Annotated in this window: 25 protein-coding genes; 13 read left to right on the forward strand and 12 right to left on the reverse strand. The window is 70.7% G+C overall.

Annotated elements, in window-relative coordinates:
- Positions 1-55: 55 nt before the first annotated feature.
- Complete coding sequence (locus AB0J16_RS00635; RefSeq protein ID WP_358532838.1) at positions 56-676, forward strand: YoaK family protein; 621 nt, start codon at positions 56-58, stop codon at positions 674-676.
- A 10-nt stretch (positions 677-686) separates the two neighbouring features.
- Here the strand turns inward: AB0J16_RS00635 and AB0J16_RS00640 are convergent, their stop codons facing one another.
- On the reverse strand, positions 687-1,493 hold the full coding sequence (locus AB0J16_RS00640; RefSeq protein ID WP_358532841.1) for an alpha/beta hydrolase: 807 nt from the start codon (positions 1,491-1,493) through the stop codon (positions 687-689).
- Positions 1,494-1,566: 73 nt separating this feature from the next.
- On the opposite strand from AB0J16_RS00640, the gene AB0J16_RS00645 reads away from it, so the two are divergent.
- The gene (locus tag AB0J16_RS00645) at positions 1,567-2,610 is read left to right on the forward strand and encodes a sigma-70 family RNA polymerase sigma factor (RefSeq protein ID WP_358532844.1); all 1,044 of its coding nucleotides are present in this window, start codon (positions 1,567-1,569) and stop codon (positions 2,608-2,610) included.
- A 7-nt stretch (positions 2,611-2,617) separates the two neighbouring features.
- On the opposite strand, the gene AB0J16_RS00650 is transcribed toward AB0J16_RS00645, so the two are convergent.
- Complete coding sequence (locus AB0J16_RS00650) at positions 2,618-2,848, reverse strand: hypothetical protein (RefSeq protein ID WP_358532847.1); 231 nt, start codon at positions 2,846-2,848, stop codon at positions 2,618-2,620.
- Between the two features lie 199 nt (positions 2,849-3,047).
- Here AB0J16_RS00650 and AB0J16_RS00655 point away from each other — a divergent pair, with 199 nt between their 5' ends.
- Both AB0J16_RS00655 and AB0J16_RS00660 read left to right on the forward strand, forming a co-directional pair.
- Positions 3,048-4,322: a sensor domain-containing protein gene (locus AB0J16_RS00655; protein WP_358532850.1), complete on the forward strand. Its 1,275-nt coding sequence runs from the start codon at positions 3,048-3,050 to the stop codon at positions 4,320-4,322.
- Complete coding sequence (locus AB0J16_RS00660; RefSeq protein ID WP_358532853.1) at positions 4,310-4,969, forward strand: response regulator transcription factor; 660 nt, start codon at positions 4,310-4,312, stop codon at positions 4,967-4,969. The genes AB0J16_RS00655 and AB0J16_RS00660 overlap by 13 nt, the downstream gene beginning before the upstream one ends.
- 8 nt (positions 4,970-4,977) lie before the next feature.
- Here AB0J16_RS00660 and AB0J16_RS00665 read toward each other — a convergent pair whose 3' ends face one another.
- On the reverse strand, positions 4,978-5,154 hold the full coding sequence (locus AB0J16_RS00665; protein ID WP_357652507.1) for a hypothetical protein: 177 nt from the start codon (positions 5,152-5,154) through the stop codon (positions 4,978-4,980).
- A 105-nt stretch (positions 5,155-5,259) separates the two neighbouring features.
- Positions 5,260-6,171 carry a YihY/virulence factor BrkB family protein gene (locus AB0J16_RS00670; RefSeq protein WP_358532856.1) on the reverse strand — a complete coding sequence of 304 codons (912 nt, stop codon included), beginning with the start codon at positions 6,169-6,171 and terminating at the stop codon, positions 5,260-5,262.
- 130 nt (positions 6,172-6,301) lie between these two features.
- On the opposite strand from AB0J16_RS00670, the gene AB0J16_RS00675 reads away from it, so the two are divergent.
- On the forward strand, positions 6,302-7,453 hold the full coding sequence (locus AB0J16_RS00675) for an AI-2E family transporter (RefSeq protein WP_358532859.1): 1,152 nt from the start codon (positions 6,302-6,304) through the stop codon (positions 7,451-7,453).
- 20 nt (positions 7,454-7,473) lie between these two features.
- Here AB0J16_RS00675 and AB0J16_RS00680 read toward each other — a convergent pair whose 3' ends face one another.
- Together AB0J16_RS00680 and AB0J16_RS00685 are read right to left on the reverse strand one after the other, a co-directional pair.
- Entirely contained in the window at positions 7,474-8,145 is a 672-nt protein-coding gene (locus AB0J16_RS00680; RefSeq protein ID WP_358532862.1) for an alpha/beta hydrolase, read from the reverse strand.
- Between the two features lie 105 nt (positions 8,146-8,250).
- Positions 8,251-9,384 (reverse strand): helix-turn-helix domain-containing protein, encoded by a 1,134-nt coding sequence (locus AB0J16_RS00685; RefSeq protein WP_358532865.1) that lies wholly within the window; start codon positions 9,382-9,384, stop codon positions 8,251-8,253.
- A 196-nt stretch (positions 9,385-9,580) separates the two neighbouring features.
- On the opposite strand from AB0J16_RS00685, the gene AB0J16_RS00690 reads away from it, so the two are divergent.
- The gene (locus tag AB0J16_RS00690; RefSeq protein ID WP_358532868.1) at positions 9,581-11,629 is read left to right on the forward strand and encodes a SufS family cysteine desulfurase; all 2,049 of its coding nucleotides are present in this window, start codon (positions 9,581-9,583) and stop codon (positions 11,627-11,629) included.
- A gap of 56 nt (positions 11,630-11,685) precedes the next feature.
- Here the strand turns inward: AB0J16_RS00690 and dgoD are convergent, their stop codons facing one another.
- Genes dgoD through AB0J16_RS00710 form a run of 4 tightly spaced genes read right to left on the reverse strand, consistent with a single transcriptional unit; the run spans position 11,686 to position 16,137 of the window.
- Positions 11,686-12,831, reverse strand: coding sequence for a galactonate dehydratase (gene dgoD, locus AB0J16_RS00695; RefSeq protein WP_358532871.1), 1,146 nt, complete (start codon positions 12,829-12,831; stop codon positions 11,686-11,688).
- Entirely contained in the window at positions 12,828-13,508 is a 681-nt protein-coding gene (locus tag AB0J16_RS00700) for a FadR/GntR family transcriptional regulator (RefSeq protein WP_358532874.1), read from the reverse strand. The genes dgoD and AB0J16_RS00700 overlap by 4 nt, the downstream gene beginning before the upstream one ends.
- Positions 13,508-14,218, reverse strand: coding sequence for an SDR family oxidoreductase (locus AB0J16_RS00705; RefSeq protein WP_358532877.1), 711 nt, complete (start codon positions 14,216-14,218; stop codon positions 13,508-13,510). The genes AB0J16_RS00700 and AB0J16_RS00705 overlap by 1 nt, the downstream gene beginning before the upstream one ends.
- Positions 14,215-16,137: a beta-galactosidase gene (locus AB0J16_RS00710; RefSeq protein WP_358532880.1), complete on the reverse strand. Its 1,923-nt coding sequence runs from the start codon at positions 16,135-16,137 to the stop codon at positions 14,215-14,217. The genes AB0J16_RS00705 and AB0J16_RS00710 overlap by 4 nt, the downstream gene beginning before the upstream one ends.
- A gap of 137 nt (positions 16,138-16,274) precedes the next feature.
- On the opposite strand from AB0J16_RS00710, the gene AB0J16_RS00715 reads away from it, so the two are divergent.
- The 6 genes from AB0J16_RS00715 to AB0J16_RS00740 all read left to right on the forward strand — a co-directional run bounded on the left by AB0J16_RS00715 (position 16,275) and on the right by AB0J16_RS00740 (position 22,128).
- Positions 16,275-17,504 carry a transposase gene (locus AB0J16_RS00715; RefSeq protein WP_358532883.1) on the forward strand — a complete coding sequence of 410 codons (1,230 nt, stop codon included), beginning with the start codon at positions 16,275-16,277 and terminating at the stop codon, positions 17,502-17,504.
- 203 nt (positions 17,505-17,707) lie between these two features.
- Positions 17,708-18,094, forward strand: a complete 387-nt coding sequence (locus tag AB0J16_RS00720; protein ID WP_358532886.1) for a YbaB/EbfC family nucleoid-associated protein — start codon at positions 17,708-17,710, stop codon at positions 18,092-18,094.
- Positions 18,091-18,393 carry a hypothetical protein gene (locus AB0J16_RS00725; protein ID WP_358532889.1) on the forward strand — a complete coding sequence of 101 codons (303 nt, stop codon included), beginning with the start codon at positions 18,091-18,093 and terminating at the stop codon, positions 18,391-18,393. Before AB0J16_RS00720 ends, AB0J16_RS00725 begins: the two co-directional genes overlap by 4 nt.
- A 3-nt stretch (positions 18,394-18,396) precedes the next feature.
- A complete protein-coding gene (locus tag AB0J16_RS00730) occupies positions 18,397-20,763 on the forward strand; it encodes a hypothetical protein (RefSeq protein WP_358532892.1) in 2,367 nt (788 codons plus the stop codon).
- 75 nt (positions 20,764-20,838) lie between these two features.
- Positions 20,839-21,225: a hypothetical protein gene (locus AB0J16_RS00735; protein WP_358532895.1), complete on the forward strand. Its 387-nt coding sequence runs from the start codon at positions 20,839-20,841 to the stop codon at positions 21,223-21,225.
- A gap of 108 nt (positions 21,226-21,333) precedes the next feature.
- Entirely contained in the window at positions 21,334-22,128 is a 795-nt protein-coding gene (locus AB0J16_RS00740; RefSeq protein WP_358532898.1) for a lytic polysaccharide monooxygenase, read from the forward strand.
- A gap of 68 nt (positions 22,129-22,196) precedes the next feature.
- Here the strand turns inward: AB0J16_RS00740 and AB0J16_RS00745 are convergent, their stop codons facing one another.
- A complete protein-coding gene (locus AB0J16_RS00745; protein WP_358532901.1) occupies positions 22,197-23,960 on the reverse strand; it encodes a CBM35 domain-containing protein in 1,764 nt (587 codons plus the stop codon).
- A gap of 162 nt (positions 23,961-24,122) precedes the next feature.
- Between AB0J16_RS00745 and AB0J16_RS00750 the strand changes: the two genes are divergently transcribed.
- Positions 24,123-25,139: a nitronate monooxygenase gene (locus AB0J16_RS00750; protein ID WP_358532904.1), complete on the forward strand. Its 1,017-nt coding sequence runs from the start codon at positions 24,123-24,125 to the stop codon at positions 25,137-25,139.
- 3 nt (positions 25,140-25,142) lie between these two features.
- Here AB0J16_RS00750 and AB0J16_RS00755 read toward each other — a convergent pair whose 3' ends face one another.
- Positions 25,143-26,399 (reverse strand): C39 family peptidase, encoded by a 1,257-nt coding sequence (locus tag AB0J16_RS00755; RefSeq protein ID WP_358532907.1) that lies wholly within the window; start codon positions 26,397-26,399, stop codon positions 25,143-25,145.
- Between the last annotated feature and the right edge of the window lie 31 nt (positions 26,400-26,430).

Genomic DNA, 26,430 nt, shown 5'->3' on the forward strand with positions numbered 1-26,430 from the left:
GCCGTGCGCAGCGCGCCTCCCCCCGCAGGCCGCACGGGCGGCCGACCATGAGGGGATGTCGGCCACCAACCGCCTGCCCATCCTGAGCCTGGCGCTGGCCTCGGGCTCCATGGACGCCTTCACCTTCCTCGCCCTGGGCCAGGTCTTCACCTCGAACATGACCGGCAACCTGGTCCTGCTCGGCGTGTCAGCCGGCCGTGGCCGCCTCTCCGAGGCCCTGGGCTCGCTGGTGGCGCTGATCGCCTTCACCTGTGGCCTGGTCGCCGCGTTCCGGTTCACCGGGGAGGCCACCGGCTGGGCCGCCCGGATCAGGCTGGCCTTGGCCGCCGAGCTGGGCCTGCTGATCGCGCTGGCCATCGCCTGGGCCCTGTCCGGCCCGCGCCTCCCGCTGATCGCGACCGCCGCCCTCGCCATGGGCGTCCAGAGCGCGGTGACCCATCGTCTGCGGACCTTCATCGGCTCGACGACGTTCATCACCGGCGCGCTGACCAGCTCGTTCTCCCGCCTCCTCACTCCCGAGGACGGGCAGCCGCACATTCCCGAGCTGGTGGCCGTGCTCTTCGCCCTGGCGCTCGGCGCGGCCGCCGCCACGGTGAGCCTGCACCTGCTCCCCGCGGCGGCTCCGGTGATCGCGCTGCTGGCCGTGGCCCTCGCTCTGATCACCGGTACGCGCTGACGCCGCCCGATCAGCTCTCGTACAGGACCGCGTGCAGCCGGGCGACGAAGGACTTCGGGTCGTCGACGAAGCCGATGTGACCGCCGGGGAACATCGTCGGCTCGATGCCGAGTGCCGCGGCGAGCGCGATCGACGTGCGGTCGCAGAGCTGGCCGGCCGAGTCCTCGCCGATGCCGATCACGACGCGGGTACTCGCCGCGCGCAGAGCGGCGAAATCGGGCCGCCAGCGGACGGTGTCGCGCATCTCGTGGGCGAACCAGCGGCGTTCGTCCGCGACCTGGCGCGGGTCGCGTTCCCCGCCGAACATCATCTCGATCGCGCCGTCCGGCATGACGATGTCGGCCTGAGCCATGAACTTCCGCCAGGCCCCTGTGACATCGCCCGCGAGGTAGGTGGCGATCTGGTCGTCGGTCCCGGCGTAGAGCTGCTCGCGGTCCTCCAGCGGGTCGACCACCGGGGCTTCGTGGGCGATGACGGTGTGGGCCTGCTCAGGGTGGGCCTCGGCGAACGCCAGCGCGGTGACGGCGCCGCCGCTGGAGCCGAAGATCGCGGCCGGGCCGGCGTCGAGGTGGGTCAGGAGCCGGGACAGGTCGTCGGCGCGCAGCTGCGGGGTCGAGTCCTGTTCGGGGTCGTGGAGGGGGCTGCGGTTGATGCCGCGCGGGTCGGTGGTGAGCACGGTGTGGTCGGTGGCCAGCAGCTCGGCCACCGGGGCGAAGGAGTCGGCGTTCATCGGGGCACCGACGAGCACCACCAGGGGGCCCTCGCCCCGTACCTCGTAGTACAGGCGGGCGTCAGGGACCTCAAGGGTGTTGTGCATCGGAGTTCTCCTGGTCTGGAGGTTGGTGGTCGGTCCAAGAGGTGACTCCGGTGATGGGGCAGAATCGTCGCTTGTGAGCGAAGTCTTTTCCGCCACAACAGCGGACACGTCGGCGGAGGGTGCCGAAGACCTGGTCCGGGCGCGGGCCGGGGACGATGCCGCGTTCAACCGGCTCGTGGAGCCGTTGCGCCGGGAGCTGCACGCCCACTGCTACCGCATGCTCGGCTCCACCCACGACGCCGACGACGCCCTCCAGGACGCCCTGCTGCGGGCGTGGCGGGGGCTCGCGCGTTTCGAGGGCCGCAGCTCGCTGCGCTCGTGGCTGTACACCGTGGCCACCCACACCTGCCTGGATAGCATCGAATCCAGGGGTAGGCGAGCCCTGCCGATGGATCTCGGCCCGTCCAGTGATCGCGCCGTGCTCGGCGACGCCCCGCTGGCCGACGTCGCCTGGCTGGGCCCCTATCCCGACGCGGCTCTCGGCGCGGGCGGACCGGCCGCGCGCTACGAGCAGCGCGAGGCCGTCGAACTCGCCTTCGTCGCCGCCATGCAGCACCTGCCGGGCAACCAGCGCGCGGCGCTGCTGCTCTTCGAGGTCCTCGGGTTCTCCGCCGCCGAGATCGCCACCACGATGAACACCTCCACCACGTCGGTGAACTCCGCCCTGGCCCGAGCCCGCAAGATCGTCGCGGAGAAGGTGCCCGCTCCCACCCAGCAGCGGACGTTGCGCCAGATCGACGACGCCAGGGTGCGGGAGATCGTCGCCGGTTACTCCACCGCGCTCGAACGCGGCGACGCCAACGCCCTGGTCGCGCTCCTGACCGAGGACGTCACCTGGTCGATGCCGCCGCTGCCGCACTGGTATCACGGCCTGGCGGCCGTCGCCGACTTCGCCAGGCGGGTCCCGCTGACCGCCTGCGGCAGCTGGCGGCACCTGCCGGTCACCGCGAACGGCCAGCCCGCCGTGGCCTGCTACCTCCGGAGCCAGGGCGCCGGCGCGCACCTCGCCTGGTCGATCAACGTGCTGACCCTGCGCGGCGAGCGCATCCGCGAGGTCACCTCGTTCATCGGCGCCGAGCACTTCACGCCCTTCGGGCTGCCCGCCTCACTGCCCTGAGATGGGCTCAGGGGCGCCGATGGCGGTAGTGGTGGACGGCCAGGGCGACGGCGCACGCGATGGTGACGAGCCCGAATCCGATGCCGACGAAGATGTTGGAGCCGATGTTCGAGGTCACTATGTTGAGGACGGCACTGATCGCGAGCAGGAGCCACAGCACGGGACGGAACATCCCGCGCCGAGCGTCGGCGGACTGTGCCGGACGGGCTGCCTCGGAGACGTTCAGGATGTCGGACATGAGGTGCTCCTCACTCGATGGGCTGTCACCCATCGAAGCTACGGACGATCACCACTGACGACGATCCCATCAACGGGACAAGCCGGGTACAGCAGGCTGTACTCCTCGGCCGATGATCTGCCGACCGCCCAAGTGATGCCCTATTGTCCTGGGCTGAGGAGGCGCCGCCGGGCGATCTCCCGGGCCAAGGAGGTGCCGCATGCCGACCGACGACCCCACGACCGGCCGGCGGGCGGCCCGCTGGGACGCCCTCGCCCTCGCCCGTGCCCGAGTCGTCCTGGACGCGCTCGAACACCTCGTCGGCGGGTTCGGCACCTCGTTCCTGGCGCTGATCGCCTTCGCGCTGGTGATCGCCACCGCGATCACCAGCCTCGTCGGCGTGGGCCTGCTGCTGGCGCCCGTCACGCTGCGCGTGGTGCGTGTCGTCGCCGATCGGGAACGCGGGCGGCTCTCCCGCTGGGGTCCGGAGGTCGTCGGCCCGGAGCCGATACCGCACGGGCTGCGCGCCGCCCTCGCGGACTCGGCCGTACGCGGGGAAGTGGGCTGGGTGGCGACGCATGCCGTCTTCGGGCTGTTTGTCGGTGCGATCGGTCTCTCGCTGCCCCTCTACGCGGTGCGTGACATCCCCTTCCCGTTGTACTGGCGGCTGCTGCCACCGGACGTGGCGGCCACGTCGGCCAGCGGGCTCTGGACCGTGCAGGGCTGGCCCAGCGCCCTCGCCGTCTCCTTGCTGGGCATCGGCTGGATCATCATCACCGCCACGATCATCCCGGGAATGGCGCGGCTGCAGGCCTGGCCCGGCCGACGGCTCCTGGCGCCCGTCTCCGGCACCGACCTCGCACTGCGCGTCGTACAACTCACCGCGACCCGCGCCGCCGCGCTCGACGCGCACTCCGCCGAGCTGCGGCGCATCGAGCGGTCGCTGCACGACGGGACGCAGAACCGGATCGTCGCCGTCAACGTCCTGCTCGGCGCGGCCCGCCGGGCTCTGACGCGCGACCCGGCCAGCGCCGAGGCCATTCTCGAACGCGCGCAGGACGCCGCCGAGCAGGCACTCGCCGAGCTCCGCGGGGTCGTCCGCAGTATCCTGCCGCCGGTGCTGACCGACCGGAGCCTCTCGGACGCGCTCACCGGTCTGGCCACGGCCTGCCCGGTGCCCTGCCGGATCGACGCCGACCTGCCCGTCCGGTGCGCCTCCTCGGTCGAGGCGACGGCCTACTTCGTGGTGGCCGAGACGCTCACGAACATCGCCAAGCACAGCCGTGCCAGTCGCGCCGACGTCCTGGCCCGTCTCCGGGACGACCGGCTCCACCTGCGGATCACCGACGACGGCCAGGGCGGGGCGGACGAACGCGACGGGACCGGGTTCGTCGGCATCCGCCGCCGTACCGAAGCACACGATGGGACATTCATGCTGACCAGCCCGCCCGGTGGGCCCACCACCGTGACCGTGAGCCTGCCATGCGGATCGTGATCGCCGAGGACGATCCGCTCCTGCGCGAAGGGCTCGCGCTGCTGCTCCGCGCCGAGGGCATCGACGTCGTGGCCACCGCCGGCGACCCCAGCGGCTTCCTGGACGCCGTCGGGGCCCACAAGCCGGACGTGGCGATCGTCGACGTACGGATGCCGCCGACCCACACCGACGAGGGGATCGTCGCGGCCGTCGAGGCCCGGCGCCGCCAGCCGGACCTGGCCGTGCTCGTGCTGTCCGCCTATGTCGAGCAGGCGTTCGCCACCGAGCTGCTCTCCCATGGCAGCTCCCGCCTCGGGTACCTGCTGAAGGAGCGGGTCGGGCGGGTGGACGAGTTCCTGACCGCGCTGCATCGGGTGGCGGACGGGGGCACGGCCATCGATCCGGATGTCGTCGCGCAGCTGCTCGTACGCACCCGGCCCGACACCCGGCTGGAGCGCCTCAGCCCGCGCGAACGCGACGTGCTGGCCCTGATGGCCGAAGGTCTGGGCAACGCCGCCATCGCCGAGCGGCTCTTCGTCACCGACGGCGCCGTGCACAAGCACATCCGCAGCATCTTCGCCAAGCTCGACCTGGCGCCCACCGACCGGGCGGACCGGCGCGTCACCGCCGTCCTGCACTACCTGGAGGACGCCAACCGCCGAGTCTGACCCGGGTGTCACTTGCTGGGCTGGGGTGTCTGGCAGGCGATCTTCGGGTTCATGCCGAGATAGTTCAGCGGACCGGCCACGATCGTCACGGCGATGGTGGCCAGCTTGTTGCAGTTGTCGACCGGTCCCGAGTAGTAGTCGCGCTGGCCCGCCGCGAAGGCACCGACGATCAGCCAAAGGATCACCACTACAGACGCTAAGCGCATCGGTTCTACCTCCGTCATTCCGCCTTGGTCACCAGTCTCTCCCCCTGGCGAGGCCGAGGAAACGGACAGTTTTCCCACCGTCCGTCACTGAAGAGGGACCTTCGGCGACTTTCTGAGCGGAGGAGCGCCGGTGGTCAGGTCCTTGACCTGGCCGGTGGTGCTGGTGGCCGCCAGAGCGACGGCGAACAGGATGAGCTGATTGAGCAACTTGAGAAACACCAGCATCCCCACTGCTCCGGCGACCACCTGATAGGCGGGGTTGGCCGCGGTGAGGTTGAGGTAGACCTGCCCGAGGGTCTTGAGGATCTCCAGGCCGATCATGATGACGAGCGCCGGGCCGATCACCCTGCGCAGCGGCAGGTGCAGCCGGGGCGGGGCGGTCAGCAACGCCATGGCCAGCAGGGTGTTGATGCCGAGACCGATGACGAACGCGGCCGCCGACAGCGCCCACTGGGCCCAGTCGGCGTCCGTCCCCACCGTGTGGACGGCCAGCCAGCTCAGCAGCCATTCGGCGGCGAAGGCGAGGGCGATCGACAGGAAGAGCAGCACACCGAGCCCGGCCACCACGCACAGGTCGATGAGCTGGCGCAGGATGAACCTCCCCGGATACTCCTCGATGCGCCAGATCGCCCTGCTGGCCGAGCGCAGGGCGTCCATCCAGAACAGGCCCGTCAACGGCAGCGCGACGAAGGCCACCGCTCCCGCCGTCGCCCGCGCGTCGATCAGCGCCTGCACGTTTAGCCGCGGGAAGTTCTCGCTCAGATAGTGCTGCACCGCGATCAGCACCGGCGGATAGTCCAGGTACCGGCCGAGAATGGCGAACCCCAGCAGCGCGAGCGCGAAGGTGGCGAAGAAGGAGTAGTACGTGAGCGCGGCCGACAGCCGGCCGCCGTCCACCTTGTCATAGCGGATCAGGGCCCGGACCAGATGATCCAGCCAGCCATGACGACTTCGCGCCCGAGCCCAAGCCGCCGGCAACCGTCCGAGCTTGCTCACCGTACCGTCCAAAACCGCTCGATCTTCAAGCTGAGCCTCTACCCGGGCGTGCGTCGAATCATCCTGGCCGCACCTTACTGGGCGGCCGGGATCCGTGCCTATCAGGAGCGGAGGTGAGAGTCTGGAAGACGTGAAGCCGGATCGGGGACCCCTCTGGGGGCTGGTGCCACCCACGTTGGCCAAGCTGGCCGCCTGGAGCGCCTGCTTGATCCTCATCGGCTTCGTGGCCAACTACATAGTCAACATCGTGGTGCTGATGCACCTCATCGCCCTGCCGGTCGCGGTCGCGCTGCTGCTGACCGCGTTGCTGTTCCCCCTCACCAGGCGGCTGCGCGCGATGGGGCTGCGGCCGATCTACGCCACGTGGATCACCATGCTCGTCGCGTTCGCCGTGGTGGCCGGGACGGGCTGGGTCATCGGCGTACGGGCCAACGAGGAGTTTCCCGGCCTGGTGAAACAGGTGCAGCAGACCGCCAAGACGATGGAGGGCTGGCTCTACACGGGCCCGCTGCACGTGAAGCCGAACCAGCTCAGCAACTGGGTCGACGACATCGCCAACCTGGTCACCGAACAGCAGCGGCAGATCACCTCGACCGTGCTCGCGGGCACCGTCGTGCTGCTCGAAGCGCTGGCCGCGACCGTCCTGCTGCTCTTCGTTACGTTCTTCCTGCTCAAGGACGGGGACCGGATCTGGGCGTGGTTCCTCAAGGGGTTCGGTACGGTCGCGCCACGGGTCGATCGCGCCGGGCGCACGGCCTGGGTCACGCTCTCGCACTACGTACAGGGCACCGTGGCCGTGGCGGCGGTGCACGGCATCCTCATGGGCATCGTGCTCGCGATCATGGGCGTCCCGCTCTGGGCGGCGCTGGCCGTACTGATCTTCCTGGCCAGTTTCATCCCGATCGTCGGCATCTTCTTCGCCGGAGCCGTCGCGACGCTGGTCACGCTCGGTGCGAAGGGTCCGATCTACGCGCTCATCTTCGTCGGCATCCTGGTCGTCGAGCAGCAGTTGGAGAACCACGTCCTGCAGCCGCTGATCGTCGGCCGGGCGCTCCATTTCCACCCGCTGGCGATCATCATCGTGCTCTCCGTCGGCGGCATCCTGGCGGGGATCGCGGGCGCGATCGTGGCCGTGCCGATCGCGGCGATCCTGTACCGATCGGTGCCCGAACTCTTCCGGGACGAACCGCTCCCGCTCCCACCTGCGCCGGAGCCGGAACCACCACCGCACCACGGCAAACCCGCCCAGACCGGCGGTGGACCAACGCTGCCTACCGGGTGACGCGATGATGCGCGGCGGGACTAGGCGCTCGTGGCCAGGAGGATCTTCAGCAGCTCGTCGGGCGCGTCCCGCATCACGTTGTGCCTGGACGCGAGGGCATGCGCGCGCCACGACGGATCGGCCAGCGCCCGCTCGTAGGCCGGCTTGAAGGCCGACTCCCCCTCGCCCTCGGCCGCGTACACATAGTCCTTGCTCCGGAACCGGTCGAGCCCGCCGCGCAGACGGATCGACTGGATGAGGGAGGCCAGCGGGTGCGGCGTGGCCCGCGGATCGAAGAAGGGCAGCGGCGCGGTCGCGTAGCCGTTCGCGTGGGCGTCGCCGATGTACCAGTGTCGCTGGTCGTCCGTGGCCAAGGTCCAGCAGGAGTCCCCGTCCTCGGGTACGAAGGCGTCGACATAGACCAGACCGTCGACCCGCTCGGGGACACGGTCGGCGGCACCGGTGATCACCATTCCGCCATAGCTGTGCCCCACCAGCACGACGTCGGTGATCTGCTCGTCCGCCAGGAGATTCACCACGTCCGCGACGTGCGTGTCGAGGTTGACCGAGGCGTTGAGCAGGTGCTTCCTGGCCCCCAGCCCGGTCAGCGTGATCGGGTACGCCTCGTGGCCGTGCTGCCGGAGCCGGCGCGCCAGCGGTTCGAAACACCACGCGCCGTGGCAGGCGCCGGGGACAAGTACGAAGGTCGTCATCTGGGATTCCTCAGGTAGGTGGCTTATGTCTCCAGCCTCCGACAGAAGGAATCAGAAGTCCAAGAGATAGTACGTCTCCTTATGAGAAGGAACGGTTATGGAGGATCATGCGGTGAGCCGGGCGATCTGCCGTAGCTCGCCGCGGGTCGTCTCGCAGTCCAGCCGCCGGAGTTGGTCCACCACCCGGCCGGCCTGAGGGCTGTACTTGAGCTCCTCGGGGCAGTTCTCCGCCACCTTCCTGAGCATGGCGGTGGCGGCTTCCGGGTTGCGGTCCATGGCGTGGGCCGTGGCCAGGGACAGGAAATAGCGGGCCTGCCGGTCCTTCGCGTACAAGCGGTCGGCGTCGACGTCCGCCGCCAGCCGGATGGCCTGCCGGTAGCGTCCCATGCGTGCCGCCACCACCACCGCGTGCAGGTCCACCTCGGTCATGAAATCCACATCGAGCTGCCCGCCGAGCTTGCGGGCGCGGTTCAGGAGTTCCTCGGTCCGGAGGAGGTCGTTCTCCTCGGCGGTGGCCAGCGCCGCCGTCAGGTAGCAGGTGCCGATGGTCGACGGGTCGTCCGTGAGCTCGGTCGCGGCCAGGCACAAGCGGCGGGCGTCGGCGTACCGGCCCAGGTGGATGAGGACTTCGGCCAGTTCGGCCCGGGTGAGCGCCCGCAGGGCGGCGGGGGCGGCGGCCACGGCGCGGTCGGCGGCCAGCAGGGCGAGCGGGTGGTGGCCGCAGCCGCGCAGCAGCGTCGCGAACAGCCGGTAGACGTCGGTGAGGTCGGCGGCGGCGGCCTGCCGGTCCTCGGCCTTCGCGTGCTCCGCCGACGTGTCGGCCATCAGGAGGAGGGCGGGCAGGCGACGGCGTAGCTCGGTGTAGCGCCTGGGCGAGCGCCGCCAGATCTCCCACGCCGACGACACGTGGCGGTGGACGCGGTGCACGCTCTCGGTCACGCCGTCGGCGCACAGCCGGGGGAACAGCAGCGCCCGGCCGACGTCATCGCATTCGCCGTGGTCGCCGGTGGCCGGCAATGTTATGTGGCCGCCGATGAGTTCGGAAAGGTCGTTGACGCGGAGTACGTCGGCGATTCGCATGATGGTGGATAATCGGTCCAGCGGCCTGGCGCCTTTTTCGACCAGCCGGAGCCATTCCTCGCTGCAGCCCACGAGATTCGCCAGAATGCGCCGGGACAGGCCGCGTGCGCGGCGCATGGCCATGATCCGGCCGCCGTCGACCAAGAAATCGCTGGCCATGCCGTCAGATTAGGCGATGAATTCGACGGCCATCGACGGCCATAAATGACCGCCGCTTTCTGCCATCGGGCGCCGAAGAAAAAGCCGCTATCGTCATTCGGAGAATCGTGGGATGCCGTCGCGCAACTCCAGTTGGATCCGGGCGGCCCGGCCGGGGTGAGACTGCCGCGACACCGTTCGGCAGGAGGAGACCACGATGACGATCGACGTCGAGTCGACGCGGAAGGCATTCCCGTTCTTCGAGACAGCCGCTGACGGATCCCGTCCACCCGTCTACCTCGACAGTGCCGCCACCACGCAGAAGCCGGCCGTGGTGCTCGACGCCCTCAGCCACTACTACACGCGCGCCAACGCCAACGTGCACCGTGGCGTCTACCGCCTGGCCGTGGAAGCGACCGAGCTGTACGAAGGGGCCCGGCGCAAGGTCGCGGCCTTCGTCAACGCGCCCCGCGCCGAGGAGATCGTCTTCACCAAGAACGCCACCGAGGCCACCAATCTCCTGGCCAACACGCTGATGTGGGGCGACGGGCGGCTCCGGGTCGGTCCCGGCGATGAGATCGTCCTGACCGAGATGGAGCACCACTCCAACCTCATCCCCTGGCGGCTGCTCGCCGAACGCGTGGGAGCGAAGGTCAGTTATCTGGGCATCACCGACGACGGCCGGCTGGACCTGTCCCGCCTGGCCGAGCTGGTCACGGAGCGGACCAAGGTCGTGGCCGTCGTGCACGCCTCGAACATCCTGGGCACCGTGAACCCCATCGCGCCGATCGCGGCCCGCGCGGCCGAGGTCGGCGCCCTGCTGGTCGTCGACGCGGCGCAGTCGGTTCCGCATCTCGGGGTGGACGTCGCCGCGCTCGGGGCCGACTTCGTGACGTTCTCCGGGCACAAGATGTGCGGGCCCACCGGGATCGGCGTGCTGTGGGGCCGGCACGAGCTGCTGGCGGCGCTGCCGCCCTTCCTCGGCGGCGGCGAGATGATCGAGACGGTCAGCGTGGACGCCATGCACTACGCCGCGCCGCCGCTCAAGTTCGAGGCCGGGACGCCGCCGGTGGCGCAGGCGGTCGGTCTGGGGGCCGCCTGCGACTTCCTCTCGGAGATCGGGATGGACGCGGTCGCCGCCCACGACCAGGCACTGATCGAGTACGCGCTGGACCGGCTCGGCGAGGTGCCCGGCATCCGGTTCATCGGGCCGGCGGACACCAGCGACAGACTGCCGCTGCTCTCCTTCGTCGTGGACGGCATGCCGCTCCAGCAGGTGCGCACGGCCTTGGACGAGGCGGGGATCGCGGTACGTTCGGGCCATCACTGCGCCCAGCTCGCGTGCAGCCGCTTCGGCATCCCGGCGGCCATCCGTGCCTCCTTCTACCTGTACAACTCGGCCGACGAGGTCGAGGTCCTGGCCACGACTCTGGAACAGGCGCGCGGCTCCCGGCCGGGCAAGCAGACCCCGGGCACGGTGTACGAGGCCGCCGACACCCGCCAGGTCCGCCCGTACCAGGAGGTCCTGGTGCCGGGGATCTTCCGGCCCTGGGCGTACCGGCTGGTCGAGGAGCTGGCTCCCGCCCAGGGAGCCAGGGCGCTCGACATCGGCACCGGGCCGGGCACGGTGGCCCGCGTCATGGCGGCGGCCGTGGGCGACGGCGGGGCCGTGGTCGGCACCGACCCGAGCCCGGCCATGCTCGCGCTCGCGCGGGAGGAGCCGCCCGTCAGCGGGGCCCCGATCCAGTACGTCGAGTGCGGCGCGGCTCCCCTGCACGTGTCGGACGAGGCGTTCGACCTGATCACCATGCAGCAGGCGCTCCAGTTCGTCCCGGACCGGCGCGCCGCGGTGGCCGAGATGCGCAGGGCCGCCCGTCCCGGCGCGCGGATCGCCATCGCCACCTGGTCACCGCTCCGCCGCAACCCGCTCTTCCGCGCCCTGCACGACGCGGTCGGCGCCGTGCTCGGCCCCGGACCGGCCGCGTTGTTCGAGGAGCCGTGGTCGCTGAGCGGGGAGGAGGTCGCCGCCCTGGTGGAGGAGGCGGGCTTCGGCCGGGTCGAGCTGCGCGAGTGGACGGTGCCGGTCACCATTCCCGGCGGACCGGACGCCTTGTGCTGCCTCTTCGACTTCTCGGCGGTCGGCCCGCACATCTCCGTCCATCGCCAATCCCTGTACGCGGCCGTCCGCGCGAACCTGGCCCACTGTACGGACGGGCACGGCGTCCACGCGGAGACCTCGGCGAGCGTGGTGACCGCCCGAGCCTGATCGTCAGAGACAGCCGATGGCCGAGAAAGCGACAGCCGATGGCGGAGTAAGCAGCCTCACCATTCCGCCATCGAGCCGTCGTCGTGCCGCCAGACCGGGTTGCGCCAGGCGTGCGGGTGGCGGGCGGCCTGCCGTACCGCCTGCTCGTCGATGGTCACCCCCAGGCCGGGCAGCGTGGTGCGGTGGGCGTGGCCGTCGGTGAAGGTGAACGGGGCGGGGTCGAGGACGTAGTCGAGGAGTTCGGCGCCGCTGTTGTGGTAGATGCCCACGCTCTGCTCCTGGATGAGGAAGTTGGGCGTGGCGAAGCCGATCTGCAGGCTGGCGGCCAGCGCGATCGGGCCGAGCGGGCAGTGCGGGGCGAGTTGCACGTCGAACGTCTCGGCGAGCGCGGCGATCCGCCTGACCTCCGAGATGCCGCCCGCGTGGGACAGGTCGGGCTGGGCCACGGCCAGGCCGGAGGTCAGCGGCGGCAGGAAGTCGGTGCGGGAGTAGAGGCGCTCGCCGAGCGCGATCGGCACGTCCGTCGCGGCGGTCAGGTCGCGGAGCCGGTGCAGGTGGTCGGGGGCCAGTGGCTCCTCCACGAACAGCGGTTGCAGGTCGGCGACGGCGGCGAGGATACGTCTGGCGTTGGCGGTCGTGGCGCGGCCGTGCAGGTCGATCGCGAAGTCGCGGCCGGGGCCGAGGGCCGACCTGGCGACCTCCGCCCGGCCCACCACGGACGCGAGGTCGGTGACGGTGAGCGAGCGCGGCATCAGGCCCGAGCCGTTCATCTTGACCGCGGTGAACCCGGCCTCGACCTGCTTGTCGATCTCCTCCCGCAGCTCGCCGGGGTCGTCGCCGCCGACCCAGGCGTAGACCCTGACCTTGTCGCGGACCGGCCCGCCGAGCAGGGCGTGCACGGGCGCGCCGTAGTGCTGGCCGGCGATGTCCCACAGCGCCTGGTCGAGCCCCGCGACGGCGCTGGACAGCACGGGGCCGCCCCGGTAGAAGCCGCCCTTGGTGAGCACCTGCCAGTGGTCCTCGATCCGCAGCGGGTCCTGACCGAGGAGATATTCACTGAGTACGTCCACCGCGGCCCGCACGACCTCGGCCCGTCCCTCGACGACGGGTTCGCCCCAGCCGACGATGCCCTCGTCGGTCTCCACTCGGCAGAACAGCCATCGCGGCGGCACCGGGAACGTCTCGATCCTGGTGATCTTCACAGCAGTTCCTCCAGGTCGCGCCACGCCTTGTCGAGCAGGTCCCGCATCGCCGCCGCCGCGGCCTCGCCGTCCTGTCTCTCGATGGCCGTCAGCACCGCCAAATGACTGGGTACGGGGTCGTCGCTGCCGCTGGAGCCGTGGACGAGCCGGTCGCGCCCGGCCAGGCCCGCGCCCATGACGACCTCCATGCGGATGAGCAGTTCGTTGTCGCCCGCCGCGAGCAGCGCCCGGTGGAAGTCCAGGTCGGCCGCGACGGGGGCGGCGGCGGACGCCATCGCGTCCAGCGCCTTCCGCAGCGCGTCAAGCTGTTCGGGGGTACGGCGCAGCGCGGCCAGCCGGGCGACCTGGGGCTCGACGATCGAGCGCAGCTCGTGCAGGTCGCGCAGGAAGCCCGGGTCGGGGCGCCCGGCGAACTTCCATCGGATCACGTCGCCGTCGAGGAGGTTCCAGTCGGCGCGCGGGCGTACATAGGTGCCGAGCTTGGGTTTGGCCGCGATGAGTCCCTTGGCGGTGAGGACCTTCATCGCCTCGCGCAGCGCCGTCGAGCTGACGCCGAGCCGTTCCTGCAGGGCGTTGACGTCGAGACTGTCGCCCGCCTTGAACTCCCCGCCGAAGATCATCGAGGCGATGGCCTCGACCGTCTGCCCGTGGAGCCCGCGCCCGCTGTAGGCGGCCATCACTCCGAGTCCTTCACGATGCTCCAGCCGCCGTCCACGACCACGCAGGCTCCCGTGACGAACGAGGCTTCCGGCGAGGCCAGGAAGGCGATCACCGCGGCCACCTCCTCGGGCGTGCCGAACCGGTCGAGCACGGTGGCCTTGACACTGTCCGCCCGGCCCGCCTCGTCCACCCGGTCCCAGGCGGGCGTCATGATCGGGCCGGGCAGGACGCAGTTGACGCGGACGGCGGGGCCGTACTCGACCGCCAGCTGCCGGGTGAGCGCGGTCAGTCCGCCCTTGGCAGCGGCGTAGGCGGGGTGTCCTGGCAGGCCGACGAGCGCGTGCACGGAGGAGGTGACCACCATGGCGCCGCCCCTGGTGGCCAGGCCGGGCAGCAGCCTGCGGGCGGCCAGGAAGGTGCCGGTCAGGTTGACGCCGAGCTGCCGGTTCCACGACTCCAGCGTGGTCTGGTGGGCGGGCGCCACCTCGGCGGCGGCCGCGTTGCTGACGATCACGTCGATCGGCCCCCACTCGGCGACCCGGTCCCAGGTCTCCTCCTCGGCCACGTCGCCGCGCAGGTAGCCGGCGCCTGTCCGCGGCGGTTCCGCGACGACGTCGACGACCAGGACGGACGCGCCCTCAGCGGTCAGCCGCGCCGCCGTCGCGGCGCCGATCCCCGACGCGCCGCCGGTCACGACGGCCGTCCGGCCCGCGAAACGCCCGTTCATGACCCTGCCAGTACGACGACATCATGGGGAGCCAGCTCCACCCCGGCCACGCTCACAGGCCGGTCACCGTAGTTGAGCAGGAACAGGTGCGTCCCACGCCGTACGGCCTCCACCCCGTCGGGCACCCCCTGGAGGACGGGCTCGACCTCCGCCAGCCGCAGTGCGTCGCGGACGAGCTCACGCATGGCCGTCTCGTCGGGGCGCGTGCCGAGGTAGGTGGCGGTGCCCAGGCCGAAGGCGTGCCGGGTGATCGCCGGCGACCCGGCCAGCGGGCCGCCGGTGTAGGCGGCCAGGACCTCGGCACCTTCCGGCACGACGTGGTCGGCCCACAGGTCCGCGCTCCCGCCCGAGGTCAGGCCCACACTCTCGCCCTCACTCAGCGGCCAGAACTCCTCCACCTGCAGCCCGAGCAGCTCCCGGAAGGCACCGGGGTAGCCGCCCAGCCGGATACGGTCGCACTCGTCGACGATCCCGCTGAAGAACGACATCAGCAGGTGCCCGCCGCCCTCGACATAGCCGCGCAGGTTGTCGGCCGCCGCGTCGGTGCACAGGTAGAGGTTCGGCACCACGACCAGCTTGTACGCCGACAGGTCCGCCTCGGGGGTCACCACGTCGACCGTGACGTTCTCCCGCCAGAGCGGCGCGTAGTGGGCGCGTACCCGCTCGGGTACCTTCAGCTCGCCCGGCCGGGCGTCCAGCTCCAGCGCCCACCAGTTGGCGTAGTCGTGCACGATCGCCACGTCGGCGCGCACCCGCGAGCCCGCGATGCCGGACAGCGCCGCCAGCTCGGCGCCTAGCCCGGCCACCTCGCGGAAGATCCGGTTGTCCGCGCCGCCGTGGGAGACGATCGCGGAGTGGAACTTCTCCGCGCCGCCCGCCGAGGCCCGCCACTGGAAGTACATGACCGCGTCGGCGCCGCGCGCCACCGCCTGGTGGCTCCACAGCCGGTTCAGTCCGTCCCGCTTCGGCCGGTTCGGCGGGCGGTAGCTGATCGCGCTGGTCGCGGTCTCCATCATCAGGTAGGGCCGGCCGCCGCCCAGGGAGCGCATCTGGTCGTGGAAGAAGGCCGCGTCGATGTGCGCGCCGGGGTCCTTCGGCTCGGGGTAGATGTCGAGCGCCACCACGTCGAAGTCGGCCGCCCAGGAGGCGTAGTCGGCGACCGGCTCCCACATGCCCATGATGTTCGTGGTGATCGGCACGTCGGGGGTCAGCTGCTGGAGCACCTCCCGCTCGGCCCGGTAGCAGGCCAGCAGCGCGTCGGAGCTGAAGCGGCGGTAGTCGAGATCCTGCGCGGGATTGCGCAGGGTCGGGGTCGCGCGGGGCGGCAGCACGTCGGCCCAGTCGGCGACCCGCTGGCTCCAGAACGTGGTGGACCAGGCGGCGTTCAGCGCGTCGAGGTCGCCGTAGCGCTCGCGCAGCCAGGTACGGAAGTCCGCTGCGGAGACCTCGCAGTAGCACTCCTGGATGTGGCAGCCGTACTCGTTGCCGACGTGCCAGATGGCCAGCGCGGGATGCCCGCCGTACCTCTTGGCCAGCTGGACGGCCAGATTCACGGCCGCCTCGCGGTAGACGGGGGAGCTGGGGCAGTAGTGCTGGCGCGAGCCCGGCGACAGGCGCACGCCGTCGCGGGTGACCGGCAACGTCTCGGGATGCAGGCGCGACAGCCAGGCAGGCGGCGACGCGGTGCCCGTGGCCAGGCTGACCTCGATGCCCGCGTCGCCAAGCAGGTCCATGACCTCGTCCAGCCAGCCGAAGTCGTAGACCCCCGGCTCGGGCTCGACGAGGCCCCAGGAGAAGACGCCGAACGTGACGATGGTGACGCCCGCCTCGCGCATGAGGCGGATGTCCTCGCGCCAGACCTCCGGCGACCACTGCTCGGGGTTGTAGTCGGCGCCGAAATGTACTCGGTCGTGCTTCATCTGAATGGTGGCGCGGAGACCCGGTCCTTCAGGGCCGGGAGGAAGCGCCACCCCTCCTTTCGAAAACAGTATGGAAACTATCGGTCACGTTCGGTAATGTGAGCGGTGGGTGAGGACGTTGTGACAGGAGGTGCGCGATGGCGATCCGCCGCTCCACCACCAAACTCCACGGCCTGCCCTCGATCGTGCAACTGCGGCTCACACCCGCGCCGGCCCAGGCTGGGGCGCTGGCGGCGGCGGTGCTGTTGTGCAATCAGGCGGCCACCCTCGTCTCCCGCCTGGCCTGGCAGCACCGCACGTTCGCGGTAGTGGAGCTGCACCGGCTGGCCTACTACGAGGTGCGCGGGCAGGTGGCCGGGCTGGGCGCGCAAGCGGCCGTGCGGGCGATCGCCCGCGTCGCCGGCGCCTACGCCAACCGGCGCGCCAGCAAGAAACGCGCCCACATCTTCCGCCCGCACGGCGCCGTCCCCTACGACGCCCGGCTGATGAGCTGGAATCGTGATGCCCGGACCGTGTCGTTGTGGACGCCCACCGGCCGCGTCGCCGTGTCCTACACCGGTCGGCCAGATGACCTCAAAGCCGTGGATGTGCTGCCGGTGGGTGAGGCCGATCTGATCTGCCGGCGCGGGGTGTGGCTGCTGCAGGTCGCCCTCACCCTGCCCCGACCGGTGGTGCGTGAGCCGGTCGGCGGCTTCGTGGGGGTTGATCAAGGGGTGGCGAACCTGGCGGTCACCTCCGACGGTGTGGCGCTGCCCGGCACCGAGCTGCCCGGCCCGATCGGCGGTAATGGCCACGTCCGCACCCTGCGGGAGCGGCGGCACCGGCAACGCCGCCGGTTGCAGAAGAAGGGCACGTCGGCGGCGCGGCGGGTGCTGCGCCGCCTGTCCGGGCGTGAACACCGGATGATGACCGACCTCAACCACCAAATCAGCAAATATGTGGTGCGCGAAGCCGAACGCACCGGCCGCGGCATCGCCCTGGAGGACCTTCAGGGCATCCGCAGCCGGGTAAGGGCTCACCGGCTCCAGCGGCGCACCCTGCACACCTGGGCCTTCGCCCAGCAGATCACCTTCACCCGCTACAAGGCCGCCCGCGCCGGGATCGCCTTCATCCTGGTCGACCCCGCCTACACCTCCCAGACCTGCCCGGACTGCGGGTACATCAGCCGGGCGAATCGACCCGCGCGGGGACGGTTCGTCTGCACCAGGTGTGGCCTCGCTGGGCACGCCGACCACATCGCAGCCCGCAACATCGCCACACGCGGCATAGCGGGCTGGGCTGCCATCAACCAGCCACACGCTACCGGCCTCCCCTCACCCAGACGGGACCGCGAGAGCAAACCACTAGATTCAACCAGTGGTAGTTGATCCCTTGACACTCCCAGCCGGGCCCCTGGGAATCTTCGATCCCATGCTGACTCCCTTCGAACGGAACGCCTGACCTGCGGGTTCCGGTTGAGGGGAGACATTATTCGTATTTTATTAATAATACAAGAGTGTTGCTGGGCGGTTTCCTGCGATTTCGTGTGACATATGGGACTATGGGGGTCTCGGTAGTGAAGGGATGCTGAATGCACGATGACTTGCAGGCTGCCATCGAGGGTCTGGTGGCGGAGTTCGGCAGGCAAGTCAGCCAGGTCCGGGAGACACACGCCCAGCTCCGGGAGGTCACGGCCACGGTCTCCGACGGCAACGTGACCGTGACGGCGGGTCCGCAGGGCCGGATCGACGAGGTCGTCTTCCATCCCCGCGTCTACACCCGGTTCTCCCCGTCGGAGCTGGCCCAGGCGGTCCTCGACCAGATCACCGATGCCAACGCGCGGGTCGCCGAGGAGTCGCGGAAGCTGATGGCGCCGCTCGTGCCCGAGGGGATGTCGGCCGAGCAGCTGTTCGGCGGCGAGTTCGACCTTGACCGGCTGCTGCCGGACACGCCACTCCAGCGCGGGGAGAGTCGATGAGCGAGTGGGCGCAGGGGTTCGACGTCGCCTGGGGCCAGATGCGCCGGGCGGGCACGGACTGGTGCGCTCCCGCCGCCACCCTGCGTGAGGCGAGGGGGGTCGTGCGGTCCGTGCTCGACAGCGCCCCGTGGGGACAGGACCAGTACGGCCGGCAGTTCGCCGCCCGGTTCACCGGCACCCTCGAAGACCTCCTTGAGGACTTCCACCAGGGCGCGAAGAGCGTCGACGACCTGACGGAGCAGGTCGACACGGCGGCCCGCAACTACGAGCGGGCCAATCACCTGTATCCGCAGGTCTGAGGCGTGGATCTGAAGACCCTGCTCGGCCCCGCGTTCCCGTACGTGGAACCGGTACTCGGCTGGGTCGTCGGCATGGACTACCCGCAGGGCGACGGCGAGGAGAGCCTGGCGCGAGCCGCCGACCTGCGCGGTGCGGCCGGGATGTGCCGCACAGCGGGCGGCCAGGGGGACGAAGCGCTCAACCACGTGCTGGCCTACGCCGTCGGCCCGGCGGCCACCGCGCTGTGCGGCTACTGGGAGAAGTTCACCACCGACGATCCCGCGTACGTGGAGGAGCTGGCCAAGGCCTGTGAGGCGGCGGCGAAACAGCTTGAGTCATACGGCCTGGACACCGACTACACGCAGAAGTACATCGCGCTCTGCCTGATCCTGCTGGCCTTCCTGCTGCTGCGGTCCTACGCGTTCGGGCCCGCCACGGGCGGTGCCTCGTTCCTGTCCATCGGGCCCGCCTGCTCGATGGCCAGACTGAACGTCCGGACGATCGCCAAGCTGCTGCTGCTGAGCATCGCGTTCATGGTCGGACTGGACGGCGGCACCCAGCTCTGGCAGTTCGCCGAGGGGAAGCGGCACGAATGGGACGGCGGCAAGACGGCCGCGGCGGTGGAGGGCGGGCTGCTGACCGGGCTGGCGTTCGCCGGGCTGGGCGGGATCATCGCCAAGGTCGGCGGTCCGCGACTGCTGGGCGGCGTCGTGCTGAAGGAGGAGCTGACGGCGCGCGAGCGGGTGGCCGCGTTCCTGACCCAGACCGTGGGCGGAGTGGCGACCCAGAGCAGCGTGGCCTCGGTGATCGGCTCGATCCCCATGCTCTACGAGAGCGGTCAGCTCACTCCGGAGGTGCTGGCCAAGGCGGCGGTGGCGGGCTTCGTGGGCGGCATCGACGGCAGAGCGGGCTACGCGGGCCCGCGCGTCGCCGACGGCCTGCGCATGCCGCGCCTGGGAGAGGCGCCGCGACTGGACGGCACCCGGCTGGAGGGCACGCGGGCGGAGGGTGCCCGGCTGGAGGGCACGGGGCGTCCGGCTGATCAGCGGGCGCCCGCGTACCACTTCGGCCAGGACCCGCACGACGGTCCGGGCCGGCCGCCGCCCGAGGGGACCGGACGGGCCGAAACCGGCGGCGGCGGAACGGCCGTGCCGGTGCTCACGCCCAGGCACCGGGAGATCATCCGGCAGAGCAGGCACGAGGTCGCCGCGGGCGTCTGGTACCGGGACCCGGGCCGGGCGGTCATGCCCAGCGCGGACATGCGACTGCTGCGGCAGACGCCCGGCGTCATCGACGTGGGCATCCGCACCGACCGCCACGGGTTCTACATCGGTGACGAGCGGCTGTCGAGCCGCGACGTGGGCACGATGCTCGCCCACGACCCGGCCGTGCGGGCCGACCCCACCGCCAAGCTGCGCCTCCTGGGCTGCGACCTCGACCTGAATCGCGTCGCGGTGCGGCAACTCGCCGACCTCACCGGCCGGGAGGTCATCGCCGCCGACAAGCTGGTCTACATCGGCGCCGACCGGCAGGCGCACACCGGGAGCATCCCCCAGTACCGCCCCGACGGCCGGCCGATCTTCCGCGACGACGGCCAGTGGCACCACACCCGGCCGGAGCAGCCGCACCAGCAGCCGGCCGTCCCGGCGGACATGGCCCGGCCGAGCCCCGAGCTGCCGCCGGGGGCGCTCAACGAGGAGACGCTGAAGGCGAAGCTGGAGCAGGAGAAGCCGCAGCCCAAGTTCCTGGCCGGTGGCCAGCATGGAGTGGTGCAGACGGTCCGGTTCCGCGACGGCACCGTCCTGATCCGGAAACTTCATCTCTATGGGCATGTCACGGTGAAAAAAGACCTGCTCGCCTCCCTCGTCGGGCGGATGGTCGGCGCCCCCGTACCGCACGTCATCAGGGATCCGTTCAACCGGGACGCGGTCTACATGCAGTTCATGGACGGCGTGGACCGGTCCGAGATCAGGGGCGAGATGTTGCCCTTCTACGAAAGTACGGGGGGAAGGCGGCTCGGTCTGCTCGACGCCCTGGTCGGCAACACCGACCGCAGGGGCGGCAACTGGCTCGCGCACGGGAGGGACGGGGTGGGCGGGATCGACCTCAGCAGGTCCTTCTCGTTCGGCCTCGACAAGATCGAGTACGCCCAGAACGACTTCGCCTGGCACTACATGGACGACGACGGCGAGTGGATCGACAACCAGCTCACCCGCGAGGACATCGACCTGTTCACCGAGCGGATCCAGGCGCTGCGGCCGGAGTTCGAGCGGCTGGGTCGCCAGGCGTGGCACGACGAGGTGCTCGACCGCCTGTACCAGATCGGCGACCACGCGACCGGTGACGTGCCGTTGACCCATGAGCCCGTCCACCACTTCGGCGGTTCCTGAGGTGACCGAGCAGCTCATCAGCCGCTATGCGATCATCGGCTGGCAGCCGTCCATTCGTCCGGAGGGGAACAGGCCATGATCATGGTCGCTCGGGTGTTCGACGGCGTCCTGGACGGGGTTCCGTACTTCGAGCCCGGTCATCCGCTGGTGGACAGCCCGGAGGAGCGCGAACGGCTGGCCGGCTACCTGGAGGCGGGCACGCCGATCCTGGGCACCACCGGACTGGACGTGGACCGGGTCGAGCCGGCGCGCGGCGAGGTGGTGCCGCTGAGCTTCCGCACCGACGGGACGTACGTCTGGACCGACACGGTCACCTACTACCTGCGCGCCCACCACCTGCGGCCGGACCCGGAGCTGTGCGCGCACATCGCGGCCGGCGGGTACGTGTGTCCCGAGGTCGGCGAGGACGCCGCCGCGCGGGTCCTCCAGGAGTTCTACCGGTTCTCCGCCGAGTCCGGATAGCCGATCGCGGCTCTCTCCGGGTACGGGCAGCCGCTCGGGTGAACCTGTGCGGCCGGAGGTCCGTACCTCTACGCAGGACGGGTGTCGCGAGCCGAGGAGGTCTGCCACGTGGGCGTGCGTCGTCGCCGGATCGTGGGCGGGGCCGTCGTCGCGCTCGGCCTGCTCGCCGGCGGCCCGCTGCTGCCCGCCGCACCGGCCGGCGCCCATGGGGCGCTGGAGAACCCGCTCAGCCGGGCGGCGGCTTGCGGCACCGACAGCCCGCTGACGAAGAAGTCCCCTGCCTGTACGGCCGCCCTGGCGGTGAGCGGTACGGAACTGCCCGACGAGTGGGACAACCTCAGGGTGGCGGACGTCGCGGGCCGGGACCGCGAGGTGATCCCGGACGGGAAGCTGTGCAGCGGCGGCATCGAGGGCTTCGGCGGCCTCGACCTCGCCCGTGCCGACTGGCCCGCCACCAAGCTGACGGCTGGGGCGGGGTTCACCTTCAGGTATCGCGGCACGATCCCGCACCAGGGGACCTTCCGGCTGTACGTCACGGCGGACGGCTACGACCCGTCTCGCGCCCTCAAGTGGTCCGACCTGGAGAAGCAGCCCTTCCTCAAGGTGACCGATCCGGCACTGGCGGACGGCTCGTATGTCATGAAAGGGCGGCTGCCCGCAGGCAAGAGCGGCCGTCACCTGATCTACACGATCTGGCAGAACTCCGACACGCCAGACACCTATTACTCCTGCTCCGACGTGGTCTTCCGCGCCGCCAAGGCCGCCGCCGCACCCTCCGAACCCGCACCCACGGACTCCGGGAGCGGCGGCCTGCCGTGGGCGGTCGGCGGCGTGGCGCTCCTCGCCGCCGTGGCCGGGGCGATCATCGTGCTGACCCGAGCGAAGGGCCGCCGCCCGAGGTAGGGGCCCCAGGGCTCGGGATCAGGTCCCCGGCCTCCCGAGATCATCGGGAAGCCGGGGATCCCGTCCGGTCAGCCCGTCGTGATGAAGCCGTCCGGGTTCACCACCACCGGGGACTCCAGGTAGAGGTCACGGTATTCGTCCTGGATGCCGCTGTTGTGGATCTGGATGGCCAGCGGGCCGGTCTGCCCGGCGGTGGTGTCCTTGAAGGCCAGCACCTTGACCGCCGTACACGTGGGCGTGCCCGCCGTGATCGGGCAGCAGGCCATCTTCGCCTCGCCGGTGCTCTGGTTGGCCACGAGCTCGCACTGGCTCCAGTTGTGGATGTCCCACTTGGTGTGCGGGAACTGGGTGAACAGGCTGCCGCCGCCGTTGTTGTGACCGGGGCGGTAGTCCCAGTGGCCGCCGTTGGGCGGCTGGAACTGGATGGCGCTGAGGGCGTCCCTGATCGGCGTGGTAGTCCCCCAGATCAGCACGGTCGGCGCGTGGTCGCCGGACACCTGCCGGACGCTGAAGATCCAGCGGAACGTGCCGGTCTGCTGCTTGTTGTAGTAGATCCAGCCTCTGCCTGCCGTACCCGTGCCGTGGATGGCGTTGTCGCGTACGGTCCAGCCGGCCGCGGCGTGCGGGGTCCAGCCGTTCAGCGTGGTGCCGTCGAACATGGGGACCAGGTACGGGTCGCCGTACGGGTTCTGCGCGACAGGAGTGTGGACGGTGAGATCGGGGCTCGGTGGGGAGGCGTTGCCGGCCGCGTCTCGCGCGACGACGTGGATGGCGTGGTCGGTGTCGGCGCTCAGGCCCGTACAGGTGCCCGTGGTGGTCTGTCCCGAGACGGTGCCGCATGGCCTCCCATCGCCGAACAGGTCGTAGGAGGCGATGCCCACGTCATCGGCCGAGGCCGCCCAGGTCACCGTGACGCTCGACGAGGTGATGGCCGTCTGGCTCGGCTGGCCGGGGGCCGTGGGCGGGTGGGAGTCGATGGGCCCGGAGACGGTGAGCTTGTCGAGGTTGGGCCCGCCGGTGGCGGCCGTGGCGGTCGCCCTGACCGTGTTCGCCCCGGCGTTGAGCTGGGCGGTGATGGGGAGGTCGACCCAGGTGTCCCAGTTCGCCGTGGGGCTGAACGCCTTGCCGGCCGCGACCACGGTGCCGTTGACCGAGATGTCCAGTGGGCGGTTCTCCTTCGTGCCGTTGGCGTAGCGCAGGGTCAGCGTCGCGGTGGCCGCCTCGGGTGCGTTCACGGTCCACTCGACGTAGCCGCCGGTGGTGTTGACGTAGTCGACGAAGCCGGTGCCGGTGAAGCCGGTGTGGTTGGTGGCCACCGCCGCCTGGGAGAGTACGGCGCTCTCCGCCTGGTAGGCGATGTCCTGGGTGCTGGAGGGGGTGACGTCGAGGAAGTCCAGGTTGGGGTTGCCGTTGGCGGTGGTCGCGGTGACCCGGACCGTGTTGGCGCCCGCGCGCAGCGTCGCGGTGAGCGTTGCGGTGGTCCAGGTGTCCCAGGTGCCCGTGCTGGTGAACGCGTGGCCGGTGGCGATCGCCGTGCCGTTGACCGCGATGGTGGCGGGGCGGTTGGTGGTGGTGCCGTTCGCGTAGCGCAGGTCGAGGGTCGCGCTGCCGTCCGAGGGGGCGGTGACGGCGAACTCCAGGTAACTGCCCGAGACGTTGTCGCCGTTGACGTAGCCGGTGCCGGAGAAACCCGTGTGGGTGGTCTCCAGGACGCCCTTGGAGATCGTGGCGGCCTCCGCCTCGTATCGGTTGGTTGCTGCCTGTGCTACACCTCCGATCAATATCGTCGCCAGGAGGGCGAGTACGGCTAAGACAGGCGCCGTTCTGGACATGGCGCAGCTCCCTGTGACGTGCGCTCGTTAACAAACTTTCCTAATATTTCTCGATATGACCACCGACGGTCAGGCGAGTCAATAGGTCGGATGTGTTCAGTTGGAACGGCATGGAACGCCCCTTTGTCAGGAGATATAGCTACACAGGGGAAAGGCGCCCATATGGAACTGCGGACACGCTTCACCGAGGCGTACGGTCTGACCACCCCGATCGCGCAGGCCGGCATGGCGTTCGCCGGGATGCTGCCGGAGCTGGCCATCGCGGTGAGCGACGCCGGCGCGCTGGGGTCGCTCGGGGTGGGACTGATGCCGACCGCCGCCATGGTCGAGACCATCGAAGCGGTACGGGCCGGCACGACCGGGCCGTTCAACGTCAACTTCGTCACCCCCTTCGCCAAGCCCGAGCAGATCGACGCCGTCTGCGCGGCCGGCGTCGCGGTGGCGTCGTTCCACTGGGGGCATCCGCCGAAGAGCTGGATCGGCCAGTTGCACGGTGCGGGCGTACGCGTCTTCGAGCAGGTCGGCTCGGTGGACGACGCCAAGCGGGCGGTGGACGACGGGGTGGACGTCGTGGTGGCGCAGGGGCTGGAGGCGGGCGGGCACAATTACGCGACCCTGCCGACGTTCGCGCTGGTCCCGCTGGTGGTCGACGCGATCGCCCCGGCGCTGGTCCTGGCGGCCGGCGGGATCGCGGACGGCCGGGGGCTGGCCGCCGCGCTCATGCTCGGGGCCGACGGCGCCTGGATCGGTACGCGGCTGGTGGCCACGACCGAGTCGGCGGCGCACGAGGGCTACAAGAGCCGGCTGGTGACAGCAAGGGGCACCGACACCGCGCGCACGCCGGTTTTCGGCCCGGAGCATCCGGCGTTCAATCCGACGCGGGTGCTACGTAACCGGGTCGTCCGCGAGTGGCACGACCGGGCGGACGAGGTGCCGCGCGACACCTCGGGGCTGGAGGTCATCGGGCACACGGTGGTCAACGGAGAGCCGGTGGAGATGCACAAGTTCTCCTTCCTGGTCCCGATGCGCGGCCTGACGACCGGCGACCTGGAGGAGATGGCGCTGCTCGCGGGCGAGGGCGTGGGCCTGGTCGACTCGATCGAGCCGGCGGGCGTGGTGATCGACACGATCACCACGCAGGCCCGCGCCGCCCTCGACCGCTACCGGGGAGCATCCTGAGCGTCACCAGTTGGCGGGCAGTCCCGGCGTGGTCGCGGGCAGGGCGCGGCCGGGCGGGTGGATGACGTACACGATGCCGCCGCTGCTGGAGCTGCGCAGCCAGACGTTCTCGAACGCGGCCCGCGGATAGACGTGCCGCACGGCGTCGTCATCGGCGGATGCGGGGTCGTTGGCGATCACGTCACCCTCGGCGGTGAAGCCGACGATCACCATGATGTGCCCGTTGGTGCCGTACCCTGCCCCCGGCAGCTCGCCCTTCTTGAACGACTGCGAGGTGATGACCGGGATTCCGGCGCTGATCAGCTTCTCCAGCTCGGTCAGCGTCCGCAGGCGGGTGACGAACCCGTCCATGCCGTAGCGACCGGCGTAGGCGGTGTTGAACGGCCAGTTGCCCGCGCCCTGGTAGGCGTGGTCGTAGGCGTAGCGGGCGGCGTAGTCGACCTCAGGGTCGGGATCGGACGGATCCACCCAGGAGGTGTCTTCCGCGCTCGGCCACTTGTCCCAGTAGCCCAGGACCATCGTGGTCGAGGTCGGGCTGCACCACGCCTGACCGCCGCCGTCCCATTCCGGGTAGTGGCCCTCGTGCACGTTCTGGGAACGACGTGGGACGGCCAGCTCGGTGCCCCACGCGCCGCCGCCGGGGCTGACCGGCACGGTCTTGCGCTCGGGCACGTTCGAGACCATCGCGCCCAGCGTCCGTACGGTCGGCGTCACGGCGGAGCCGGGCGTCCGGTACAGGGTGAGGCGCAGCTGGTAGGCGCTGATCTGCTTGTCCGCCGCCGCGACGAACGTATCCACGGAGACGGTGCCGTCGGCGTCGGCCTGCCCGGGCACCGAGGTGCGGCGGATGTCGCCCTCTCCGTACGCCCAGCGGCCGAGCACGTACCACTTGCTCAGCCCGGCCGTGTGCCGGGTGCGCGCCTCGACCTGCAGCCAGCTGCCCGCCGGGAGGTCGGCGGTCCAGGAGGCGATGAGCTCGGTGGCGGCGAAGCCGATCGGCCGCTCCGGGCCGGTCCAGCGGGCGTACTCCCAGCTCTTGGTGCCGAGCGCGTCGGTGTAGGTGGTGGTGCCGACCGCGGCGGCGAACGACAGGCCCTCGCCGATGGCCGTCCCTTCGGGCGTACCGGAGGCGAAGTCGGCCCGTTGATAGACGACGTCCGTCGTGGCCGCCGCGGGTTTCGTGGCGGCGAGACCGGTCGCGGGAGCCGCCAGGGTCGCGGAAACCAGGACGGTGGAGAGGAGTACGGTCAGCGCGCGCATGAACCTACCTTGCTTGGACGGCGCTCGATGC

Source organism: Nonomuraea sp. NPDC049750, from assembly GCF_040659625.1.
GTDB lineage: Bacteria > Actinomycetota > Actinomycetes > Streptosporangiales > Streptosporangiaceae > Nonomuraea.

Excerpts from the sequence above, each read along its gene's own strand:
- AB0J16_RS00635 (WP_358532838.1), top strand. The coding sequence starts at position 56 with ATGTCGGCCACCAACCGCCTGCCCATCCTGAGCCTGGCGCTGGCCTCG.
- AB0J16_RS00640 (WP_358532841.1), bottom strand. The coding sequence starts at position 1,493 with ATGCACAACACCCTTGAGGTCCCTGACGCCCGCCTGTACTACGAGGTA.
- AB0J16_RS00650 (WP_358532847.1), bottom strand. The coding sequence starts at position 2,848 with ATGTCCGACATCCTGAACGTCTCCGAGGCAGCCCGTCCGGCACAGTCC.
- AB0J16_RS00655 (WP_358532850.1), top strand. The coding sequence starts at position 3,048 with ATGCCGACCGACGACCCCACGACCGGCCGGCGGGCGGCCCGCTGGGAC.
- AB0J16_RS00660 (WP_358532853.1), top strand. The coding sequence starts at position 4,310 with ATGCGGATCGTGATCGCCGAGGACGATCCGCTCCTGCGCGAAGGGCTC.
- AB0J16_RS00680 (WP_358532862.1), bottom strand. The coding sequence starts at position 8,145 with ATGACGACCTTCGTACTTGTCCCCGGCGCCTGCCACGGCGCGTGGTGT.
- AB0J16_RS00685 (WP_358532865.1), bottom strand. The coding sequence starts at position 9,384 with ATGGCCAGCGATTTCTTGGTCGACGGCGGCCGGATCATGGCCATGCGC.
- AB0J16_RS00690 (WP_358532868.1), top strand. The coding sequence starts at position 9,581 with ATGACGATCGACGTCGAGTCGACGCGGAAGGCATTCCCGTTCTTCGAG.
- AB0J16_RS00700 (WP_358532874.1), bottom strand. The coding sequence starts at position 13,508 with ATGGCCGCCTACAGCGGGCGCGGGCTCCACGGGCAGACGGTCGAGGCC.
- AB0J16_RS00705 (WP_358532877.1), bottom strand. The coding sequence starts at position 14,218 with ATGAACGGGCGTTTCGCGGGCCGGACGGCCGTCGTGACCGGCGGCGCG.
- AB0J16_RS00710 (WP_358532880.1), bottom strand. The coding sequence starts at position 16,137 with ATGAAGCACGACCGAGTACATTTCGGCGCCGACTACAACCCCGAGCAG.
- AB0J16_RS00715 (WP_358532883.1), top strand. The coding sequence starts at position 16,275 with ATGGCGATCCGCCGCTCCACCACCAAACTCCACGGCCTGCCCTCGATC.
- AB0J16_RS00720 (WP_358532886.1), top strand. The coding sequence starts at position 17,708 with ATGCACGATGACTTGCAGGCTGCCATCGAGGGTCTGGTGGCGGAGTTC.
- AB0J16_RS00725 (WP_358532889.1), top strand. The coding sequence starts at position 18,091 with ATGAGCGAGTGGGCGCAGGGGTTCGACGTCGCCTGGGGCCAGATGCGC.
- AB0J16_RS00735 (WP_358532895.1), top strand. The coding sequence starts at position 20,839 with ATGATCATGGTCGCTCGGGTGTTCGACGGCGTCCTGGACGGGGTTCCG.
- AB0J16_RS00745 (WP_358532901.1), bottom strand. The coding sequence starts at position 23,960 with ATGTCCAGAACGGCGCCTGTCTTAGCCGTACTCGCCCTCCTGGCGACG.
- AB0J16_RS00750 (WP_358532904.1), top strand. The coding sequence starts at position 24,123 with ATGGAACTGCGGACACGCTTCACCGAGGCGTACGGTCTGACCACCCCG.
- AB0J16_RS00755 (WP_358532907.1), bottom strand. The coding sequence starts at position 26,399 with ATGCGCGCGCTGACCGTACTCCTCTCCACCGTCCTGGTTTCCGCGACC.